The sequence below is a fragment of the Gilliamella apicola genome, assembly GCF_000599985.1.
GTDB lineage: Bacteria > Pseudomonadota > Gammaproteobacteria > Enterobacterales > Orbaceae > Gilliamella > Gilliamella apicola.
The window spans coordinates 2,858,194-2,879,378 of record NZ_CP007445.1 but is presented as its reverse complement, the minus strand read 5'-3'; the positions used below and the strand labels follow the sequence as shown (position 1 = coordinate 2,879,378).

General features: G+C 34.8%; 19 protein-coding genes. 9 read left to right on the top strand and 10 right to left on the bottom strand.

Annotation, left to right across the window (positions count from 1 at the left end; all coding sequences use genetic code 11):
* Window positions 1-2: 2 nt before the first annotated feature.
* Genes djlA through parE form a run of 3 tightly spaced genes read right to left on the bottom strand, consistent with a single transcriptional unit; the run spans window position 3 to window position 4,992 of the window.
* The gene (djlA, locus tag GAPWK_RS12845; protein WP_025316620.1) at window positions 3-845 is read right to left on the bottom strand and encodes a co-chaperone DjlA; all 843 of its coding nucleotides are present in this window, start codon (window positions 843-845) and stop codon (window positions 3-5) included.
* A 4-nt stretch (window positions 846-849) separates the two neighbouring features.
* Window positions 850-3,075: a DNA topoisomerase IV subunit A gene (parC, locus tag GAPWK_RS12840; protein ID WP_025316619.1), complete on the bottom strand. Its 2,226-nt coding sequence runs from the start codon at window positions 3,073-3,075 to the stop codon at window positions 850-852.
* A gap of 27 nt (window positions 3,076-3,102) precedes the next feature.
* Window positions 3,103-4,992, bottom strand: a complete 1,890-nt coding sequence (parE, locus tag GAPWK_RS12835) for a DNA topoisomerase IV subunit B (protein WP_025316618.1) — start codon at window positions 4,990-4,992, stop codon at window positions 3,103-3,105.
* A gap of 239 nt (window positions 4,993-5,231) precedes the next feature.
* Between parE and GAPWK_RS12830 the strand changes: the two genes are divergently transcribed.
* The 5 genes from GAPWK_RS12830 (at window position 5,232) to ubiA (ending at window position 10,749) form a co-directional block, all read left to right on the top strand.
* The gene (locus GAPWK_RS12830; protein ID WP_025316617.1) at window positions 5,232-7,688 is read left to right on the top strand and encodes a DMSO/selenate family reductase complex A subunit; all 2,457 of its coding nucleotides are present in this window, start codon (window positions 5,232-5,234) and stop codon (window positions 7,686-7,688) included.
* A gap of 19 nt (window positions 7,689-7,707) precedes the next feature.
* Entirely contained in the window at window positions 7,708-8,322 is a 615-nt protein-coding gene (locus GAPWK_RS12825; RefSeq protein ID WP_038517586.1) for a DMSO/selenate family reductase complex B subunit, read from the top strand.
* Between the two features lies 1 nt (window position 8,323).
* A complete protein-coding gene (locus GAPWK_RS12820; protein WP_025316615.1) occupies window positions 8,324-9,163 on the top strand; it encodes a dimethyl sulfoxide reductase anchor subunit family protein in 840 nt (279 codons plus the stop codon).
* A 53-nt stretch (window positions 9,164-9,216) separates the two neighbouring features.
* Window positions 9,217-9,801, top strand: coding sequence for a TorD/DmsD family molecular chaperone (locus tag GAPWK_RS12815; protein WP_038517583.1), 585 nt, complete (start codon window positions 9,217-9,219; stop codon window positions 9,799-9,801).
* Between the two features lie 117 nt (window positions 9,802-9,918).
* Entirely contained in the window at window positions 9,919-10,749 is an 831-nt protein-coding gene (gene ubiA, locus GAPWK_RS12810; protein WP_025316614.1) for a 4-hydroxybenzoate octaprenyltransferase, read from the top strand.
* A 148-nt stretch (window positions 10,750-10,897) separates the two neighbouring features.
* On the opposite strand, the gene GAPWK_RS12805 is transcribed toward ubiA, so the two are convergent.
* The 4 genes from GAPWK_RS12805 to rlmE form a co-directional block, all read right to left on the bottom strand.
* A complete protein-coding gene (locus GAPWK_RS12805) occupies window positions 10,898-11,221 on the bottom strand; it encodes a hypothetical protein (protein ID WP_051516288.1) in 324 nt (107 codons plus the stop codon).
* A 244-nt stretch (window positions 11,222-11,465) separates the two neighbouring features.
* Window positions 11,466-12,302, bottom strand: a complete 837-nt coding sequence (gene folP, locus GAPWK_RS12800; protein WP_025316612.1) for a dihydropteroate synthase — start codon at window positions 12,300-12,302, stop codon at window positions 11,466-11,468.
* 115 nt (window positions 12,303-12,417) lie between these two features.
* On the bottom strand, window positions 12,418-14,301 hold the full coding sequence (ftsH, locus tag GAPWK_RS12795; protein WP_407919843.1) for an ATP-dependent zinc metalloprotease FtsH: 1,884 nt from the start codon (window positions 14,299-14,301) through the stop codon (window positions 12,418-12,420).
* A gap of 75 nt (window positions 14,302-14,376) precedes the next feature.
* Window positions 14,377-15,003, bottom strand: a complete 627-nt coding sequence (rlmE, locus tag GAPWK_RS12790) for a 23S rRNA (uridine(2552)-2'-O)-methyltransferase RlmE (protein WP_025316610.1) — start codon at window positions 15,001-15,003, stop codon at window positions 14,377-14,379.
* A 98-nt stretch (window positions 15,004-15,101) separates the two neighbouring features.
* Here rlmE and yhbY point away from each other — a divergent pair, with 98 nt between their 5' ends.
* Window positions 15,102-15,395 carry a ribosome assembly RNA-binding protein YhbY gene (gene yhbY, locus GAPWK_RS12785; protein ID WP_025316609.1) on the top strand — a complete coding sequence of 98 codons (294 nt, stop codon included), beginning with the start codon at window positions 15,102-15,104 and terminating at the stop codon, window positions 15,393-15,395.
* Between the two features lie 40 nt (window positions 15,396-15,435).
* Here yhbY and greA read toward each other — a convergent pair whose 3' ends face one another.
* Entirely contained in the window at window positions 15,436-15,912 is a 477-nt protein-coding gene (gene greA, locus GAPWK_RS12780; protein WP_025316608.1) for a transcription elongation factor GreA, read from the bottom strand.
* A gap of 233 nt (window positions 15,913-16,145) precedes the next feature.
* Between greA and GAPWK_RS12775 the strand changes: the two genes are divergently transcribed.
* The 3 genes from GAPWK_RS12775 (at window position 16,146) to hslO (ending at window position 19,120) form a co-directional block, all read left to right on the top strand.
* Complete coding sequence (locus tag GAPWK_RS12775; protein ID WP_025316607.1) at window positions 16,146-17,753, top strand: hypothetical protein; 1,608 nt, start codon at window positions 16,146-16,148, stop codon at window positions 17,751-17,753.
* A gap of 103 nt (window positions 17,754-17,856) precedes the next feature.
* Window positions 17,857-18,255, top strand: a complete 399-nt coding sequence (gene hslR / locus GAPWK_RS12770) for a ribosome-associated heat shock protein Hsp15 (RefSeq protein WP_038517576.1) — start codon at window positions 17,857-17,859, stop codon at window positions 18,253-18,255.
* Window positions 18,227-19,120: an Hsp33 family molecular chaperone HslO gene (gene hslO, locus GAPWK_RS12765; RefSeq protein WP_038517571.1), complete on the top strand. Its 894-nt coding sequence runs from the start codon at window positions 18,227-18,229 to the stop codon at window positions 19,118-19,120. The genes hslR and hslO overlap by 29 nt, the downstream gene beginning before the upstream one ends.
* Before the next feature lie 318 nt (window positions 19,121-19,438).
* On the opposite strand, the gene tsaA is transcribed toward hslO, so the two are convergent.
* Together tsaA and GAPWK_RS12755 are read right to left on the bottom strand one after the other, a co-directional pair.
* Complete coding sequence (gene tsaA / locus GAPWK_RS12760) at window positions 19,439-20,155, bottom strand: tRNA (N6-threonylcarbamoyladenosine(37)-N6)-methyltransferase TrmO (RefSeq protein WP_025316604.1); 717 nt, start codon at window positions 20,153-20,155, stop codon at window positions 19,439-19,441.
* A gap of 119 nt (window positions 20,156-20,274) precedes the next feature.
* Window positions 20,275-21,174: a MetQ/NlpA family lipoprotein gene (locus GAPWK_RS12755; RefSeq protein ID WP_025316603.1), complete on the bottom strand. Its 900-nt coding sequence runs from the start codon at window positions 21,172-21,174 to the stop codon at window positions 20,275-20,277.
* Window positions 21,175-21,185: the final 11 nt, after the last annotated feature.

Below are 21,185 nucleotides of genomic sequence, written 5' to 3'. Positions count from 1 at the left end.
CTCTATTTAAAACCACGAGAAGTTTTGATTAGATCATAAGCTGCTTGAATTTCTTGTGCCCGTTTTTTAGCGGCTTCAAGCATCTCTTTTGGTAATCCTTTAGATACTAACTTGTCAGGATGATGTTCATTCATTAATTTACGATAAGCTCTTTTTATTGTAGCAATATCATCAGATGGTTTAACACCTAGAATATTATAAGCATTTTGTAAATTTAGTTGTGAAGAGTTGTTTTGATATCCACCATAGCCATTATTATTGTGTCGATATTGATTATATTGTTCGTGTTGATAGTCATAATTTTGTTGATGAAAATGATAACTCCCCATCATCATTTGAATGTAAATTGCCATTTGATGACGAGGAATATTGAATTCATCGGCTACAATAAAGAGTATTTCTGATTCTTTATCATCTAAACGACCGTCGATTAATGCTGCTTGGATAAGCTGTTCACAGAAGACATTTAAAACATTACGTCTAGAACGATATTGATTATATAACTCTCTTAAACGTGCCCTAAGTGGGTAATCACTTGCTTTACCGCGATTAAAGGATTCTTGGGCAAGCTGACGACTATTGCTATCAAGTTGCAATTGGGTCATAAATCTACGTGCTAGATTAATATCATCTTGCGTCACAACACCTTTAGCTTTACTTAAATGACCAAGCACTTCAAAAACAACGGTTAAGTAGAGTCTTGGGTTTCCTTTAGGTTCTTCAGTCAATTTATTACAAAATTCGTAGAGTTTTGGACCAATGAATAGGCCAAGTAAAAACCCCCAGTTTGATTTTAATATAATGCTTAAGACAAAACCTGTAATTATCGCCCAAATAAAAGACATATTATTAAATTACCTCAATTCGATCTATTTTTTGTAATCCACGTGGTAAAGCTGTTCCTTTACGTGCGCGTTCCGCTCTAAATTTTTCTAAATCAGCTGGATTGAGCGTAAGTTTGCGTTTACCAACATATAAGGTTAAGGATGTTTCTGGTGTGATTAATCGTATATAAGCAAGGCTGTCGTCTGCACCTGATAATGATATGATTTTATTGCCTTTACCTTTTGCAAGTTCTGGTAAATCTTTTACAGGGAAGATAAGCATTCGTCCAGCTTGAGTAATGGATAATAATAAGCTATCTTCAGATAGAATTTCAATTGGCGTTAGCACTTTAGCACCGTTTGGTAAATTGATAATGGCTTTACCATTACGATTACGAGTAACTAAATCACTGAATTGACAAATAAAACCATAACCAGCGCTAGAGGCTAACAGTAATTTTTGATTTTCACTCGCTGACATTAACAAGTGCTCAATTGTGGCTCCAGCTGGTAGTGCTAGTTTACCCGTTATTGGTTCACCTTGCCCGCGTGCTGATGGTAGTGTATTTGGCTCAATAGCATAACTTCGGCCAGTTGAATCAATGAATACGACAGGTTGATTGCTTTTACCTTTGGCTGCAGCTTTAAAACTATCGCCAGCTTTATAACTTAAACCAACAGGATCAATATCATGTCCTTTTGCTGATCTTACCCAACCCATTTCAGATAACACAATAGTGACAGGTTCTGATGGTGTGAGTTCTTGTTCTGTAATAGCTTTAGCTTCACTACGTTCAACGATCGGAGAACGACGCTCATCGCCATATTTTTCGGCATCTTGTTGAAGCTCTTTTTTAATTAAATTATTTAATTTTCGTGGCGATGCCAATAATGACTGTAACTGATCTCGTTCTTTAGCAAGTTCGTTTTGTTCACCTTTAATTCGCATCTCTTCCAATTTAGCTAAATGACGAAGTTTTAATTCTAAAATAGCTTCTGCTTGAATTTCGGTCAGAGCAAAACGACGAATTAACTCAGCTTTTGGATCTTCCTCATTGCGAATAATTTCAATCACTTCGTCTATATTTAAGAAAGCAATTAATAGACCCTCTAAAATATGTAGTCGTTTTAACACTTTGTCTAAACGATAATTTAATCGACGTATAACTGTTGCTCGACGGTATTCTAGCCATTCAGTAAGAATTTCAACCAAACCTTTTACTGATGGGCGATTGTCTAGCCCAATCATATTCATATTTACCCGATAGCTTTTTTCAAGATCGGTGGTGGCAAAAAGGTGATTCATTACTTGTTCTAAATCAACACGATTAGAACGAGGTACGATAACCAATCGAGTAGGATTTTCGTGATCAGATTCATCGCGTAAATCTTCAATCAATGGTAATTTTTTAGCTCGCATTTGCGATGCAATTTGCTCTAAGATTTTTGCACCAGAAACTTGATGTGGTAGATCAGTAATAACAATATCACCGTCTTCTTTTTTCCATACTGCACGCATGCGAATTGAACCACGACCTGTTTTATATATTTTAGCAATATCTTCTGGTGAGGTAATAATTTCGGCCTCGGTTGGGAAGTCCGGTCCTTGAATGTGAGTCATCACTTCGCTTAAAGTTGCATTAGGATTATCAGCTAGCATAATGGCGGCATTTGCTACTTCACGAATATTATGCGGCGGAATGTCTGTCGCCATACCAACAGCAATACCTGTAGTACCATTTAATAAAATATTTGGTAATCGTGCAGGTAACATTTTAGGCTCTTGCAATGTACCATCAAAATTAGGTGTATAATCAACGGTACCTTGTCCTAATTCACCTAATAATAATTCCGCATACTTTGATAAACGTGACTCAGTGTAACGCATAGCAGCAAATGATTTGGGATCATCAGGTGCCCCCCAGTTGCCTTGTCCATCAACTAGTGGATAACGGTAAGAAAATGGTTGTGCCATTAACACCATCGCTTCATAACATGCACTATCACCATGCGGGTGGTATTTACCGAGTACATCACCTACAGTACGCGCTGATTTTTTAAATTTTGCTTGAGCATTTAGCCCTAATTCGGACATGGCATAAACAATACGTCGCTGTACAGGTTTTAGACCGTCACCAATAAAAGGTAATGCGCGATCCATAATGACATACATTGAATAGTTTAAATAAGCACTTTCTGTAAATGTGCGTAGTGACTGGATTTCTACTCCGTCATGAGTTATTTCACTCATTATTGTTCCTCTAAATCATTCTTTATGTTAGACATCAAGTTCGACTTGATCACCTTTTTCTTGTAACCATTCACGGCGATCTTCTGAACGTTTTTTGGCTAGTAGCATATCCATTAATGCCATGGTTTCTTCTGTATTATCAAGTGATAACTGAACTAATCGGCGAGTATTAGGATCCATTGTTGTTTCACGGAGTTGTAATGGGTTCATTTCACCCAGTCCTTTGAAACGTTGTACGTTCGGTTTGCCTTTTTTGCGTTTTAGTTGATCTAAGATACCTTCTTTTTCTTCTTCATCTAAAGCGTAATGTACTTCTTTGCCTAGATCGATGCGATAAAGCGGTGGCATTGCCACAAAGACATGTCCTTGTTCAACCATAACACGAAAATGACGAACAAATAGCGCACAAAGCAAAGTGGCAATATGCAATCCGTCTGAGTCAGCATCAGCTAAAATACAGATTTTACCATAACGTAATTGGCTTAGGTCATCACTATCTGGGTCGATGCCAATAGCCACTGAAATGTCATGGATCTCTTGTGAACCTAAGACTTCGTCAGATGAAACTTCCCAAGTATTTAAAATTTTACCTTTTAAAGGCATGATTGCTTGATATTCACGATCTCGCGCCTGTTTAGCGGATCCTCCCGCAGAATCCCCTTCGACTAAAAATAGTTCTGTACGACTTAAATCTTGTGACGAACAATCTGCCAATTTACCTGGCAGAGCTGGACCACTCGTGAGCTTTTTACGAATAACTTTCTTTGATGCTCTTAAACGTTTTTGTGCACTGGTAATTACCATTTCTGCTAATGATTCAGCGATCTGTACATTTTGGTTTAACCATAAACTAAATGCATCTTTAACAATCGCAGATACAAATGCTGCACTTTGTCTTGATGATAGCCGCTCTTTGGTTTGCCCAGCAAACTGTGGTTCTTGCATTTTTACTGATAATACATATGCACAACGTTCCCAAATATCATCAGCCGTAAGTTTTAAACCGCGCGGTAATAAATTTCGAAATTCACAAAATTCCCGCATGGCATCAAGCAATCCTTGGCGCAAACCATTAACATGCGTGCCACCTTGTACGGTTGGAATTAAGTTAACATAACTTTCTGTTAAAAGTTCGCCACCTTCTGGTAACCAAAGCAAAGCCCATTCGACAGCTTCTGTTTCACCCGTGTGGCTACCGGTAAATGGATCTTCAGGTAAAAGTGTGTAACCACTAACAGACTCCATTAAATAATCTTTTAAGCCATCTTGATAACACCAGCGTTGTTCAGTATTGTTAATTTTGTCTTTGAAAATAATTTCCAGACCTGGACAGAGTACCGCTTTCGCTTTAAGCAAATGAGTTAAGCGGGGCACTGAAAATCGAGGTGAATCAAAATACTTTTCATCTGGCCAAAAACGTACTTTAGTACCCGTGTTACGACGACCACATGTACCTATTACATGTAAATCTTCAACTTTATCACCATTTTCAAAAGCAATTTGATACACTTGTCCATCGCGATTAACAGTAACTTCTACCCGTTTGGATAAAGCATTAACCACGGAAATACCTACACCATGCAAACCACCAGAGAACTGATAATTTTTGTTCGAGAATTTACCTCCGGCATGTAAACGGCAAAGTAGTAGCTCAATGGCTGGCACCCCTTCTTCAGGATGAATATCAACCGGCATTCCTCGTCCATCATCAATGACCTCAAGAGAATTATCTTCATAAAGGGTGACTTTCACTTGACGAGCATGTCCCGCAATAGCTTCATCGACACTGTTATCAATGACTTCTTGCCCTAAATGATTTGGGCGAGCTGTGTCAGTATACATCCCTGGGCGATGTCGGACTGGATCGAGTCCCTTTAATACTTCAATATCGACGGCATTATAAGTAGATTGTGACATAGCGTTTCTATTTTATTTAAATAAATGGGGTGTATTATACCAATCTTTCTTTAAGATGTATGATATTAAATTTACAATGAAATACAAATAGCGTTTTATGATAGTGTATTAGTTGATAATAATTATTATTTAATTAATTTAATTTAAAATTAATCATGAGCTATATTGCTTTTTCAGTTTTAATATTCCATCAATAGTATTATGATAAATAAATCCCACATAAAAAATAAGGGAATTCAATGAGCAAGTCACAAAATAATAAAATTAGTCGACGTGGTTTTTTACAAAGATCGATAGCAATTGGAAGTATTGCTGCATTAGCAAGTAATATGCAAATACCTTTTTCTTATGCTGAATCGGATAAGAATGCCAATAATAGTGAAATTCCTCCTAATCCTACTAACCAAGAAAAAATCTTTTATAGCGCCTGTTTAGTCAACTGTGGAAGTCGTTGCCCTCTAAAAGTTCATGTTAAAAACGATATCATCACTAAAATTTCTGCTGAAGATGGTATTAATGATCCTGTTTTTGGTCAGCATCAAATTCGCCCTTGTTTGCGAGGTCGATCTGTTCGCTGGCGAACTTATGATCCTGACCGTTTAAAATATCCAATGCTACGAGTTGGTAAACGCGGTGAAGGTAAATTTAAGCGAATTTCATGGGAAGAGGCAATTAATTTATTAGCTGATAAACTCAAATATACTATTGATAAGTATGGCAATGAGGCTATTTATTATCAATATGGTACAGGTACTACTGGTGCAAACATCCCTGGACGTAACGCCTGTAAGCGGTTTTTAAATACTATTGGTGGTTTTTTGAATTACCATGGTGATTATTCAAGCGGACAAATAACTGCAATTCAACCTTATATTTATGGTAATGCTAAAGAATCTTTGTTAGACCAAATAAAACATTCTGATTTGGTTGTGATGTTTGGTCAAAATATTGCCGAAACTCGAATGTCGGGTGGTGGACAAGTTACAGAGTTATTTAATGCTTTATCACAAAGTAAGGCAAGAGTCATCATTATCGATCCACGACGTAGTGAAAGTGTAGTTGGTTATGATGCTGAATGGATCCCAATCATTCCCGGTACTGATGCCGCTTTAGTTGCCGCAATTGGATATGCTTTACTTGAAGAAGATCGGATTGATGATGAAATGCTCAATCGGTACTGTGTGGGTTGGAACGCAGACTCATTGCCTGATACTGCACCTCCTTTTAGCGATTTTAAATCTTATATTCTTGGTTTAGGAGATGATAGAACACCGAAAACACCTGAATGGGCAGCTCATATAACTGGAATTCCAGCAAATCAAATTCGAAAATTGGCGATCGACATTGTTAATGCTAAGGCTGCATGGATTTCCCAAGGTTGGGGACCACAACGTTGGCAAAATGGTGAACATACTACAAGAGCGATCATGATATTACCAATTATCACTGGTCAGTTTGGTAAGCTTGGAACCAATATAGGAACTTGGGGTGGTAGTGTGACTTATTCAGTTCCAAGTTTAAGTCTGGTTAACCCAATTAAAACCAGTATTCCATTCTTTTTATGGACTAAAGCCATTGATGAACCATATAGCATGACTGCTAAAAATTCTTATATAAAAAATAAGGATAAATTAGATGTTGGTATTAAATTTATTTGGAGTTATGCAAGTAATGTCATTGGTAATCAGCATGCTGATCTCAATCGAACTCACCAAATTTTACAAGATGAATCAAAATGCGAATTTATTTTAGTTTGGGACACGCATATGACCGCATCGGCTAAATATGCTGATTTACTATTACCAGATGTATCATCGGTCGAAAGTAATGATCTGATTAACAATTCTTATGCATCAGGTGCTTATCATTATATTATTCGTATGCAACGAGCAATTAAGCCTCTTTGGGAAAATCGTTCGTCATATGATGTGTTAACTGATTTATCTGAAAAGATGGGGGTAAAAGATAAATTCACACAAGGTCGTACTCAAGATGAGTGGATAGAGTACTGCTATGAAAAACTCCGCAAACAAGAGCCCAATTTACCTAGTTTTGATGAAACTGACGGTATGGGAGTCATTGATCGTAAGTTAGCTAATAGTGATAACCAGGTCGCTTTACAAACATTCAGAGATGATCCTGTTAAAAATCCATTAAATACGCCATCAGGAAAAATTGAACTTTATTCTGAAGCATTGGCTAAAATTGCCAATGAATGGGAGTTTGATGAAGATGATAAACTTTATCCAATTCCAGCTTATTTACCTGCTATTGAAGGTAGTGAAGATAAGCAACAGAAACAAAAATATCCATTACAATTAATTGGTTTTCATATTAAAGGTCATTGTCATTCAAGTTACAGTAATCTACCGCAATTACGAGAAGCTGTGGCGAGCAGTATTTGGATTAATCCATTTGATGCTGCGTCAAGACAGATTAGGCATGGACAGTTAGTTGAGGTTTATAACGATCGTGGTCGATTGTATATTCCTGCTAAAGTTACACCACGTATATTGCCTGGTGTTATTGCGATCCCTCAAGGTTTGTGGGCAAAAACTAATGCAGCAGGGATTGATATTGGTGGTTGTGTTAATCGCCTAACTTCAATGCGCCCATCCGTTCTGGCTAAGTCCAATCCACAACATACTAATTTGGTTGAAATTAAACCATTAGCAGCTATGTCAACGGCATCGTAATTAAAGGGAGATGATAAAAATGCAATATGGATTCTATATTAACTCTTCTAAGTGTACGGGCTGTAAAACCTGTCAATTGAGCTGTAAAGATGAAAAAGATAACTCTTTAGGTATCCATTTTCGTCGTGTTTATGAATATGGCGGTGGTGATTGGCAGCAAGTTGATGGTCTTTGGCAAAATAATACTTTTACTTACTATTTGTCGATTTCTTGCAATCATTGTGAACAACCCACTTGTGTTCAAGGATGCCCAACAGGTGCAATGCATAAGCGTGAACAAGATGGCTTAGTTGTGGTGAATCAAGATATTTGTATTGGTTGTCGATACTGTGAAATGCGTTGTCCTTATGGTGCACCACAATATGATCAGCAAAAAAAAGTTATGTCTAAATGTGATGGATGTTATGAGCGTGTAGCGGAAGGATTAAAGCCTGTATGTGTGGAATCATGTCCGCAACACGCTTTAGATTTTGATGAAATTGGTAAGTTGCGTGAGCAATATGGTGATGAACGTAATATTGCACCATTACCAAATTCACAATTGACTAAACCCAATATTGTTATAAAACCACATGCACAGGCCAAAGCATCCGGTGATACACTTGGTAAAGTGCTTAATCCGGAGGAGGTCTAAAATGCATGAATTACCACTGGTATTTTTTACTATATTTGGGCAACTATCTGCGGGGATGGTGCTTTTAGGCAATTTAAATTCTTTATTTAATCGATCTAATCATAATACGCTGATTATCGAAAAAGTTAATTTAGTCGCCTTAGTTTTTATGGCACTAGGTATGTTATTGGCTTCATTTCACTTAGGTAAACCTTTCCGTGCTTTAAATGTGATTTTCGGTATTGGTCGTTCACCAATGAGTAATGAGATCTTTACTTTTGGGGTATTATTTGGCGTTACCTTTGGTTGTGTCATACTTGCTTACTTTTCACACCTTAACAATTCAAATCGATGGGGATTTATTAAAACTTTATGTCAGCGCATTAATCAAATTCCACATATCAGCAAAATACTTGCTCTATTGTTGGTGATCCTAAGTTTAGTTTTTGTGTGGACAATTGTATTAACTTACATGTTGCCAACGGTTAAAACATGGGGAACTTATTACACGGCAATTCAAATGTACACTGCAATGTTGGTGTTGGGGGGAGTTATGGTAGCCATGTTAGGATTCCATCGAACGGGTAGCATTGCTTTTTTTATCGGTGCTTTGTTGATATTGTTATTAAAGCTTCCTTATATTAACTTAATGATCGAAATAGCTCCCCAGTTGGCTTATGATCAGTATCATTGGGTTGCAGTTCAGTGTGGTTTACTGTTGGTTGCATTGATTTTGATTGCCATAAATAGTTGGCGTAGCAAAAAAATAACGATGGTTTATATGCTTGGTTTTGTATGCACTTTAGTTGCTGAACTTTGTGGACGCATTGCTTTTTATAATTTATGGACGATACCGTTATAATTATCATAAGTTTTATTAGTTAACGATAATATATAAATAAGAGATTAAGTAATTTGGATAATTTAACTTTAGTCACTTTAGCAAAATTATTGGGTGCATTTTTCTATTATTCGCCTAATAGCAAAATAGTTAAACCACTGATTGATGGGCTACTGCATATTGATGAGTTAGTAAGCTGGACAGATGATAAATTAATTTATGAGCAGTGCCAAATATTAGCCGATCAAATACAAAACCCCGATCTTGATTTTCAGTTTTCACTGTTATTTGAAGGTCAAGGTAATATGCCTGTCCCTCCTTGGGGCTCGGTATATCTTGATCAAGAAAAGTTATTAATGGGAGAATCCCAAGAGCGTTACCGTCAATTTTTACAACAAAATGGTTTAACGCTTAATAGTGGTATGAATGAACCAGAGGATCAATTTGGGTTAATGCTAATGGCTTTTGCTCTATTAGCAGAAAAAAAACAATTATCAGTAGCAAAGCAATTAATTATTGATCATTTATCAATTTGGAGTTCAATCTATTTAAATCGCTTAAAACACAATGAAATTAGTTTTTTTTACCAAGCTTTAGCTGTGATTGCGGAACAGTATTTACAGATATTATTAAACAATATTGAACTAGATCTGTTATAACTACTTAAAAAAATTAATTCTTGTTCAAACAGATATTTTTATGCCCTATACCTAGCATTGCAGCTTTTAGGATAAACGGTATAATTCTCCAATAATTTATCAGGATAAACTCTATTTATGCTAGCTTATTTACAACTAATGCGACTCGATCGTCCAATTGGCACATTGCTATTATTATGGCCAACATTTTGGGCTATTTGGCTTGCAACACGTTATCCACCTGTTTATATCATTGTTGTATTTACTTTAGGGGTTCTGGTCATGCGCTCAGCCGGGTGTGTTGTGAATGATTACGCTGATAGGAATTTTGATGGTCATGTGGATCGTACTCAGAATCGTCCTCTGGCCCGCGGGGCATTAACTGAAAAAAACGCATTGTGGACTCTATTAATATTGTTAGTTGTGGCATTAGGTCTTTTGTTAATCTTAAACAAACTGTCATGGTTAATTGCCTGCTTGGCATTGTTAACTGCTATGGTTTATCCTTTTATGAAACGTTACACCCATTTTCCTCAAGTTATCTTAGGTATCGCCTTTAGTTGGAGCATTCCGATGGCATATGCAGCAACAATAGAACAATTCCCATTAACGTGTTGGTTACTTTGCATTGCAAATATTTGTTGGACAGTTGCTTATGATACTGAGTATGCTATGGTTGATCGTAATGATGATATAAAAATTGGCATTAAGTCTACGGCAATTCTATTTGGTAAGTATGACAAGCTAATCATTGGAATACTACAGACAATCATGCTTATTAGTTTATTTATTATTGGTAAAGTCAATCAGTTATCTTTTCTTTATTATTTGAGTTTATTGTTGGCGTTATTGTTGTTTATTTATCAACAATGGTTAATTAAAGATCGTGACAGAACAAATTGTTTTAAAGCTTTTATGAATAATAATTATATCGGGCTGTTTATATTTATCGCGATCTTTATTGAGTAAAACTTCATCATCTTTAAAAAATCCAAATGAAACTCTATATCGCTTAGATTTAATGTTTTTAATTTCAAACTATTTTATTATAAAAAATGAAAAGATATAAACTCTTCAATTTTCTGCTTTATTTCCTGATTGAGAAATAGCAATAACCTCATCGTTTTTTTAATTGACTTGCTACCATTACTATTAAATGATTATCGCTATAAGTATGGCTGTGAATTCCTATTCTCAATAATTTATGTTCAATATCTTGACTCACAATAGCTGTACAACCTACACCAAAAATAACTATACGATTAGCATGAAAAATCCATTCTGCAGCTTTGAATATAATTTTAGCATCAACAATAGATTGGGCTTCTTTTAATGCTTGTACAGAGTTATTAAATACTTTTTCAATAATATTTTTGACATTATCTTTTTCGGACAGTAGTTCTTCTTTCTCAAAAGGCAAGGCATTAAAATAGGAAAGCAATACATTTCGGATTTCTCTAAAAACTGAATAGGTTAATTTTTAGAAATTTTTATTAACATTCTATGGTAGTTTAATAGATTTCGTATTATTTGGAGTTTTACAAGGAAACAGTAAAACTTATTTTTATTACTAGTTCATTTCGAAGTAGATTGAATCAATCTAGATATTTAGCTGTTTTAGGTATTCTTTAACAGCTAAATTTTTATTTAATAATTAATAAGAAAATGAATAATGCAGCGTTAAATTATACTTGCTCTGCTAATGTTGCTTGCACAATCCGCAGTGCATCAAAGGTTTCTTTTACATCATGAACACGAATAATTTGTGCACCTTGCATAGCTGCAATTACAGCACAAGATACACTACCAATCATACGTTCTTGAGGTGGTACATTTAATACTTGTCCTATCATTGATTTACGTGACATACCAACTAATAACGGTAAACCGAAATGGTGAAAATTTTTTAATTTAGCCAATAATCGATAGTTGTGTTGTAGAGTTTTACCAAAACCAAAACCTGGATCGAGTATGATTTTTTGACGTTCTATTCCAGCATTTATACAACGGTTAATATGTTGAGTAAAAAATTGATCCACTTCTTGATATATGTCTTGCTGATAATGTGGTGCATTTTGCATGGTTTTAGGATCACCTTGCATATGCATAATACAGACTGGTAATTGTGTTTTTGCTGCCGCTTCGATGGCTCCAGGTTCGGTTAGCGCTCGAATATCATTAATTAAGTGGGCTCCCGCTTTTGCAGATTCAGTGATTACTTGTGGTTTAGATGTATCTACTGAAATCCAAACATCAAAATAACGAGCAATTTTTTCAACCAAAGGTATAACTCGATCCAATTCTTCCTCAACAGATACTTCAGCCGCTCCAGGACGAGTCGATTCTCCACCTACATCAATGAATGAGGCACCAGCTTGAATCATACTGTCAACTCGCCGCATAGCATCATCAAGATTATTGTAATTGCCCCCATCAGAAAATGAATCAGGTGTCATATTAACAATGCCCATTACTTGTGGAAATGAAAGGTCCATTATCTGATTTTGAAATCGAATTTCCATAATTGCTCCTTATTTGATTGAACCTTAGTGATTATTTTTTAATTTATAGATTTGTAAAATTTTTAACTATGAAAAAACGCGCCGTAGCGCGTTATATTTATACATTTTGAGCAAATTAACTTTCTGATTGAGGAGGTGTTGTGCTTGCACCCTCATTTGGAATCTCATTTGCTGCTTTTTCATCACTTTCTGTCCAATCATCAGGGGTAGTAACTGGACGGCGTGCAATTAAATCTGCAACTTGTTTTGAACCAATAGTTTCATATTTCATTAATGCATCTTTCATTGCATGAAGTACATCAATATTATCAGTTAATATTTGACGAGCTCGTTGGTAATTACGATCGATTATAGCTTTGACCTCTTCATCAATGATTCGAGCTGTTTCATCTGAAATATCTTTAGGTCGTCCATAGGCAGAATTTTCATCCATTTCATAAAATAATGGTCCTAAACGTTCAGAAAAGCCCCACTGTGTTACCATTGCTCTTGCATACTGAGTTGCAACTTTAATATCATTTGATGCGCCTGTTGATACTTTATCTGTACCATAGATTAACTCTTCTGCAAGTCGACCACCATAAAGGGTTGCAATATCACCTTCTAATTTTTCTCGACTCTCACTTACTCGGTCACCTTCTGGTAAAAAGAAAGTCACACCTAAGGCTCGTCCACGAGGAATAATAGTCACTTTGTGGATAGGATCGTGATCAGGCATTAAATAGCCAATAATCGCATGCCCAGCTTCGTGATAAGCTGTTGAAACGAGTTGTTCTTGGGTCATGGTTAATGAACGTCTTTCTGTACCCATATTGATTTTGTCTTTGGCTTCTTCAAATTCATCCATAGTAACAAGACGTTTATTACGTCGGGCAGCAAATAAAGCAGCCTCATTAACTAAATTGGCTAATTCTGCTCCTGAATAACCAGGTGTACCACGCGCTAATACCGATAAATCAACATCAGGACCTAGTGGAATTTTACGCACATGTACGGCTAAGATTTGTTCTCGTCCTTTCATATCAGGTAAACCAATTTGTACTTGTCGGTCAAAACGACCAGGACGAAGTAAAGCTGGATCAAGTATATCTACACGGTTAGTTGCTGCGATAATGATAATACCACTATTGGTTTCAAATCCATCCATTTCAACTAACATTTGATTTAATGTTTGTTCTCGTTCATCGTGACCACCCATAGAGCCAGCACCACGTTTACGTCCAACTGCATCAATTTCATCGATAAAAATAATACAAGGGGCGTGTTTACGCGCTTGTTCAAAGAGATCTCTTACACGGGAAGCACCTACACCGACAAACATTTCAACAAAATCAGAACCTGAAATGCTAAAGAATGGTACATTGGCTTCACCAGCGATTGCTTTTGCCAGTAATGTTTTACCCGTACCTGGAGGCCCAACCATTAAAATTCCTTTTGGAATTCGCCCACCTAATTTTTGATATTTACCAGGATCACGTAAGAAATCAACGACTTCAGTTACCTCTTGCTTAGCTTCTTCACTGCCAGCAACATCGGCAAATTTGGTTTTGACCTGATCGGGTGTTAACATTCGGGCTTTACTTTTGCCGATCGCCATTGGTCCACCTTTACCACCTCCATTCATTTGGCGCATGACAAAGAACCAAAGGCCAACAAATACTGCCATTGGAAACCAAGAAATTAAAATATTGGCTAATAAACTTGGTCTCTCTTCAGGTTGGCCATATACCGCGACTTTATTGAGCACCAAATCATCCATTAATTTATCATCATAATAAGGAATATAGGTAACATAATTTTCATTACCGTTGGTTGTAGCAGTAATTTCACGTCCATTGATATGCACTTCTTTGAGCTTTTTGTTGGCAATATCAGAATTAAATTGAGTATAATTAACTTGAGGGAGCCCATTAGATATAACGCTAAATTGGTTAAATACAGCGATTAACACTATAGCAATTACTCCCCAAATCAGTAAATTCTTCACCATGTCGTTCAAAAGAAAAACCCCTCATAAAAATAATAGTTACGACCAAAATTAACGAAGTATGGTACTACAAATTTATTAAACTGGCTACTTCATACCCGTTGCAACAATATAAACTTCTCGAGATCTTGCTCGTGATGCTTCTGGTTTACGAATTTTGACTGTTTTAAACATAGCGCGTACTTGTTTTAAATACTCTTCAAATCCTTCGCCTTGAAAGACTTTTACGATGAAATTGCCATTATGTGCAAGCACATCTCTACACATATCAAGCGCAAGTTCAACTAAGTACATTGCTCTAGGTATATCAACAGCTGGTTGTCCACTCATATTTGGAGCCATATCTGACATAACAACTTGGACTTTTTCTTCTCCAACTCGTTCTAATAATGCTTTCAAAACGACTTCATCTCTAAAATCACCCTGTAAAAAATCAACTCCAACGATAGGATCCATAGGCAGTAGATCACATGCAATAATGCGCCCTTTATTACCAATCAATGAGGCAACATATTGTGACCAACCACCGGGCGCTGCCCCTAAATCAACTACAGTAATGCCTGGTTTGAATAATTTATCACTTTTTTGAATTTCTTCTAATTTAAACCACGCTCTTGAGCGTAGTCCTTTTTTTTGTGCCTGTTGCACAAAACGGTCATTAAAATGTTCATTAAGCCAACGCGTTGAACTTGCTGATCGTTTTTTGTTACTCACAGATAATAAATCCTTAGTATAAGATAGTTACTTCAATTGATTACTCATATATATAAGGGTAAAATAACCAAATTACAACTTAATGTGATAAAAAATTAATGAATTTATCGAATAAACAAAAACAGTATTTAAAAAGTGAAGCTCATCACCTTAAACCTATAGTGATGATTGGTGCTAACGGATTTACCGAAGGCGTTTTAGCTGAAATTGAAAATGCCCTAAATTTTCATGAATTAATCAAAATTAAAATATCTGCAGAAGATCGCGAAACTAAAAAGCTAATTTGTGAAGCAATTATCCGCGAAACAAATGCGCTAGCCGTTCAACAAGTCGGATCTATTTTTACCATTTTTAGACCAAGTGACGAGAAGAAAATCTCATTACCTAAATAGAAATTGTTACAGGGCATATAAGCCCTGTTCATTTTTTAATTTAAATATATTCAACTTTAACAATATCGAATTCAACATTACCGCCAGGTGTTTTTATTTGTACTGTATCACCATCTTCTTTGCCTATTAGGCCTCTTGCAATCGGAGAGTTAACTGAAATAAGATTTCGTTTATAGTCAGCTTCATCATCACCAACGATACGATAGGTGGTTTCTTCATCCGTATCTACATTTATTACCGTAACTGTTGCACCAAAAATTATTCGCCCAGTATTTTTTACTTTAGTAATATCGATAATTTGTGCTTGTGATAATTTACCTTCGATTTCTTGAATACGCCCTTCACAAAAACCTTGTTGTTCTCTTGCTGCATGATATTCGGCATTTTCTTTTAAATCCCCGTGTGCTCTAGCTTCGGCAATAGCTGCTGTAATTTGCGGTCGTTTAACATTTTTCAGTTCTTCCAATTCCGCACGTAATAATTCTGCTCCCTTTACCGTCATTGGGATTTGTTTCATCTCTGTTTCTCCCGTTTTACTTTTTAATAAATAAAAAAATAGCAAACCTACCTTTAAATAAAGTAGGAAAATTATTTATTTTATTTGTTATTTTAAATACACATATTTTTATATATTAACTTTAAAACTGACTTAATCACAAATCATTTGTATCGAAATCAGATGCTATTTTAATTAAAATGGGGTATCGTAATGTAATTATTAAATAATTTATTTTAGTGATTAGTCTATTTATGCGACGATTAAAACTTTTTATAATTATTTTATCGACAATTCTTTGTTTTTTTGTTTTTTTACCTTATTTTTTGTTACAGACTTCGTTTGGTGCAAAAATAGCCAGTCAACAACTATCAAAATTAAGCTCTTATACTATATCAATTGATAATATGCATCATTCACTTTCAAATTTATATGAATTATCATTTGATAATGTAATTATTAGTGATGAAAAACAGGAAATAGTTAAGATTCCAAAATTAGTTATTGGGTTAGACAAAAATAATCTTTGGCAATTAAAGCACTTTAAGTATATTACTGTTATAAATGGTGTAATTAATTATAATCCAGATAATAAACATGATAATTTTACAGCAGATACATTAAAATTAGTTGATTCTATCGTTAATACTTCCTTTAATAATGGGCAAATAAATTTATCTTTAACACAGTTAAACGGTGGTATTAAACAATTTAGTTCATCAGGTGATGGACAGTATCAGTTTGATTTAACTTCACAACAGGTTTCCCTTAACCAACTACCAATGAATAAAGTTCTTATTCAAGGATTTCATCGCGATAATATTACTTCCATTACTAACTTGGGAGGGAACTTTGATAAAGGTTTCTTTGTGAGTAAATTAAAAATATTATCAGATAATAGTTTGGATATTGAACAGTTAAAGATAAGCAACATTCATTTTCAAACAACGGATAATAATTATTTTGATAAATATTTATCTATATTACCAAAATTAACGCTTCGTCAGTTGTCTATTTTTGAAAGCAGTATACAGTTGCCGTCTTTAATTATTGATAAAGGTAACCTTGAAACAGCTAACTTACGGTATGATGATCGATGGCATGTTGAGGATGGTTCTATTATTTTTAATGCTGATAGTGTTGTCTGGCATAATAATACGTTTTCATCAGTATTGCTTCAATTAGCATTAGATGATCAACAAGTCGATATCCAAAAAGCAATGGCAACTTGGAATAATGGCAATGTGAATTTTTCTGGTATATGGAAGAATAACTCATTATATTTAAATAAATTATTATTAGCAGGTATTGATTATAAAATAACCGAAAAATTAGAGCAACTTTTATTGCCAGACGTCGTTAGTCAAGTTGCAATCAATGAATTAACAGTGTTACCAAGCATGTTAATTAATACTAATCCAACTTATCCATTTACTTTAAATAATTTCGAAGTTTCTGGTTCTGATGTAGTTTTAGTAAAAGATAAAAAATTAGGCTTATATTTTGGAACTTTATTTTTTAAAGCCGAAAAAGGTTCTATTAATGGGGTTGATGTTAACTATCCTGATCTGGTGGTAAAATTTGATTCGCAGTATAATGCCCTATTGAATTTTAGTTCATTGGTAAGTGGTGGAATGGTTGAGGCTGTTGCCAAAGTTAATCCATTGCAAACTGAATTTTTATCATTGCACATCTCCGCATACGGTATAAGTAGTTTACTTCTTGACGAATGGAAATTAGTTAAAGAACCTCCTAACGCTTCCCATTATAGTGCCGATTTGCATGGTGACATTTCACCATTTAGTTTATCAGGTACATTTGTAACAAATGGTAATGAGTTTATTGTTAACCCACAACATTGATTTTAAAAAAAGCAATCTTATATAATTTGTAACAAGCTATTTAATCGGCTGTATATATTTTAATATCAAACTGGCTTTGATAATAAAATTACATGAGGTGGTGATGGAGTTAGTAAGATTAGATAAATGGCTGTGGGCTGCAAGGTTTTATAAAACCCGTTCTATAGCCAGAGAAATGATTGATGGTGGTAAAGTTCACTACAATGGGCAACGTGCTAAACCTAGTAAAATTGTCGAAGTAGGGGCAATGTTAACACTTCGTCAAGGTTCTGAACAAAAAACGATTCAAATTTTGGCTATTAGCAGTCAAAGAAGAACTGCCACTGAAGCCCAATTTCTTTATCGAGAAACCCTCGATAGTATTGCTAAGCGCGATAAAATGGCAGAAGCACGCAAGCTTAATGCATTAACTATGCCGCATCCTAATAGAAGACCCGATAAAAAAGAGCGACGAAATTTGCTTAAATTTAAATATGATAGACAAAAAGGTGACAACAACTAATATGGATACTTTAAATCGATTTTTATTTGATAATCATCCTATTCGAGGTGAAATTACCCGACTTGAACAGACATACCAAGCTATTTTAGATAATCATAATTATCCAATAGCAGTACAAAAATTATTAGGTGAATTATTAGTTGCAACCAGCTTACTAACTGCTACTTTAAAGTTTGAAGGTGATATTGCTGTACAATTACAGGGTGATGGACCACTAACTCTAGCTGTAGTTAATGGTAATAATCAGCAAGAATTGCGAGGTGTTGCTCGAATCAATAGTAGCATTGCTGATGATGCTTCACTTAAAGATATGGTAGGTAATGGCTATATAGTTATCACAATTACACCAAAAAATGGCGAACGTTATCAAGGTATAGTTAGTTTGGAAAAAGATTCATTAATAGGCTGTATAGAAAACTATTTTATGCAGTCAGAACAGTTACCGACTAGGCTGTTTGTTAAAACTGGTTTGTTTGAAGGTAAATTAATGGCTGCAGGAATTTTATTGCAAGTTTTACCTAGCAATGAAAATACAACGGATTCATTTGAGCATCTTAGTGTTTTGACTGAAACAATTACCAGTGATGAGTTATTTGGGCTATCAACTGAAGAAATTCTATATCGTCTTTACAATCAAGAAGAAGTTAGATTTTTTGAAACTCATGATATTATTTTTAAATGCGGATGCTCTCGTCAACGTTGCGAAGATAGTTTAATGACATTACCCGCTAACGAAATTGATGAAATTCTAAATGAAGATGATGGGAAGATTGATATTCATTGTGATTATTGTGGGAAGCATTACATCTTCGATACGATCGATATTGCTCAAATGAGAAAGAAAAATCATCCTCAATATCATTAATTTTCCGCTTAAAAGAACCACTAAAATTTATGAAATTTTAGTGGTTAAGGGAAATATAGGGAAATTAAACCCATATTTAATGTATCAAAGTTATGTAAATATACTAGTCTTTTTTGTTTGTTTAAGATGATTCTTTTGTAAAGAATATTTACAAAAAAATTTTTAGTTAATTCTATTAAAATATGTACCTAACCTGAAAATTTTCATAAACGTTAATGTATTGTTATTTCGATATATTATTAGATTTATTGTCAACTGTTAAAGAGTAATAAAAACTATTGCCTTTATTATTTATCAATAACAATTTGCAAGTTTTACCTATTTCTTCTTATCCATAAAGATATCTTCAACAATTGCATGTTGGTTACTTATTTTGCATTTTATATTGAATTGGTAAAGTGTCAGCCCATATTCTTGTTGTTCAATATTATTTTGTTTATATGCAGGTCTTGGATCTTGAGAAATAACCTGTGTAATTAATTCTGTTAAGTGTGGGTAAGTTGATAGGTATGTTGCTAAGATCAATCGTGCTCGTGGTGAAAATTCAACTGTGATTTTTTTTTCAGGCTCTGATTGAGCATAACCGGCAGTAGCAGTAGGGTAACTATCACAATAGGGTAAATAAGGTTTAATATCGATAATTGGCGTTCCATCAACTAAATCAATACTTCCTAATTTCAAAATAATTTGCTTATTTTTAATGACAATATTTTTTAATTCAACAGCTGAAAGTCCAATATGATTGGGGCGAAAAGGTGATCTGGTGGCAAATACACCTAATGTTTTATTTCCACCCAAGCGCGGTGGACGCACAGCTAAACGCCACTTTTCTGGCTCAATATGATGAAACTGAAATAATAACCATAAATGTGAAAATTGTTCTAATCCTTTAATACTAACAGGATTATTATATGGTGCTAATAGATGAAGTTCGCCTTGACCTGCGGTAACTAAATTGGGTTGTCGAGGAACAGCAAATTTTTCGCTGTAGGGGGAATGAATAATACCGATAGGTTTGATTTGATATGTCATTATTTAAGATTTTTATTCATTGATAGCAAAATTTAAATAGTTTTATTGATTCTTTGTATATTATCTTTCCGCTGATTTATTGGTCAGCGGAAAGATATTTATAGTTGATAATTCATAAATCATTACCAACCACGAATTGCACCACCATTGAAAATTTGATCGGCTTTTTGTGCTACCGCATCGGTTTGATAGGCTTTAACAAAGTTTTTGACGTTCTCATTATCTTTGTCAGCTTCTCGGGCAACAATAATATTAACGTATGGTGATTCTTTATCCTCTACAAATATACCATCTTTGCTTGGTGTTAAATTTGCTTGTCCTGCAAATGCATTATTGATAATAGCAAGATCAATTTGTGCGTCATCTAATGAACGCGGTAGCATTGGTGCTTCAAGCTCAACAATTTTGTAATTATAAGGATTACTTGTGATATCAAGAACGGTTGGTAGTAAACCTTTTGTTTTATCAACGGTAATCATTCCTTCGTGTTGTAATAAGAGTAATGCACGACCTAAATTGGTTGGATCGTTTGGAATTGCAATAGTTGAATTAGTGGCAATAAAGAAAGTTTCGCCACGAGGTGAAGTTACTTTTACACCTTCATCTGTTTCAGTTGCGTTATCAATTGGTTTTAATTTATGGGAATAGCTAGCAATAGGGTAAACAAATGAGTTACCGACAACAGCTAGTTTATATCCGCGTTCTTTTATTTGTTCGTCTAAATAAGGTTTATGTTGAAAAGCATTAATATCGATTAAGCCATCATTTAAAGCTTGGTTTGGTGTAACATAATCATTAAAAATAACCAGTTCAACATCAAGGTTATAAAGCTCCTTCGCTTGTTGCTTAACAACTTCTGCAACTTCTTGTTCAGGACCAGAAATAACACCAACTTTAACCGTACTAACTTGAGTTGGTTCTTCTGATTTATTATCTGAAACTGCTGATTGTTTGTCATCACAACCAGTTAAAAAAAATGAACTTACCAATGTGGTAATGAGTGCTAGCTTTTTAATAGACATAAATTCCTCCA

What these genes read in the sequence shown, in the direction of transcription:
- folP (WP_025316612.1), bottom strand. Translation starts at nt 12,302, where the DNA reads ATGGAAATTCGATTTCAAAATCAGATAATGGACCTTTCATTTCCACAA.
- GAPWK_RS12830 (WP_025316617.1), top strand. Translation starts at nt 5,232, where the DNA reads ATGAGCAAGTCACAAAATAATAAAATTAGTCGACGTGGTTTTTTACAA.
- parE (WP_025316618.1), bottom strand. Translation starts at nt 4,992, where the DNA reads ATGTCACAATCTACTTATAATGCCGTCGATATTGAAGTATTAAAGGGA.
- hslR (WP_038517576.1), top strand. Translation starts at nt 17,857, where the DNA reads ATGGAGTTAGTAAGATTAGATAAATGGCTGTGGGCTGCAAGGTTTTAT.
- greA (WP_025316608.1), bottom strand. Translation starts at nt 15,912, where the DNA reads ATGAAACAAATCCCAATGACGGTAAAGGGAGCAGAATTATTACGTGCG.
- GAPWK_RS12825 (WP_038517586.1), top strand. Translation starts at nt 7,708, where the DNA reads ATGCAATATGGATTCTATATTAACTCTTCTAAGTGTACGGGCTGTAAA.
- ubiA (WP_025316614.1), top strand. Translation starts at nt 9,919, where the DNA reads ATGCTAGCTTATTTACAACTAATGCGACTCGATCGTCCAATTGGCACA.
- GAPWK_RS12775 (WP_025316607.1), top strand. Translation starts at nt 16,146, where the DNA reads ATGCGACGATTAAAACTTTTTATAATTATTTTATCGACAATTCTTTGT.
- GAPWK_RS12755 (WP_025316603.1), bottom strand. Translation starts at nt 21,174, where the DNA reads ATGTCTATTAAAAAGCTAGCACTCATTACCACATTGGTAAGTTCATTT.
- hslO (WP_038517571.1), top strand. Translation starts at nt 18,227, where the DNA reads ATGATAGACAAAAAGGTGACAACAACTAATATGGATACTTTAAATCGA.
- yhbY (WP_025316609.1), top strand. Translation starts at nt 15,102, where the DNA reads ATGAATTTATCGAATAAACAAAAACAGTATTTAAAAAGTGAAGCTCAT.
- GAPWK_RS12820 (WP_025316615.1), top strand. Translation starts at nt 8,324, where the DNA reads ATGCATGAATTACCACTGGTATTTTTTACTATATTTGGGCAACTATCT.
- parC (WP_025316619.1), bottom strand. Translation starts at nt 3,075, where the DNA reads ATGAGTGAAATAACTCATGACGGAGTAGAAATCCAGTCACTACGCACA.
- djlA (WP_025316620.1), bottom strand. Translation starts at nt 845, where the DNA reads ATGTCTTTTATTTGGGCGATAATTACAGGTTTTGTCTTAAGCATTATA.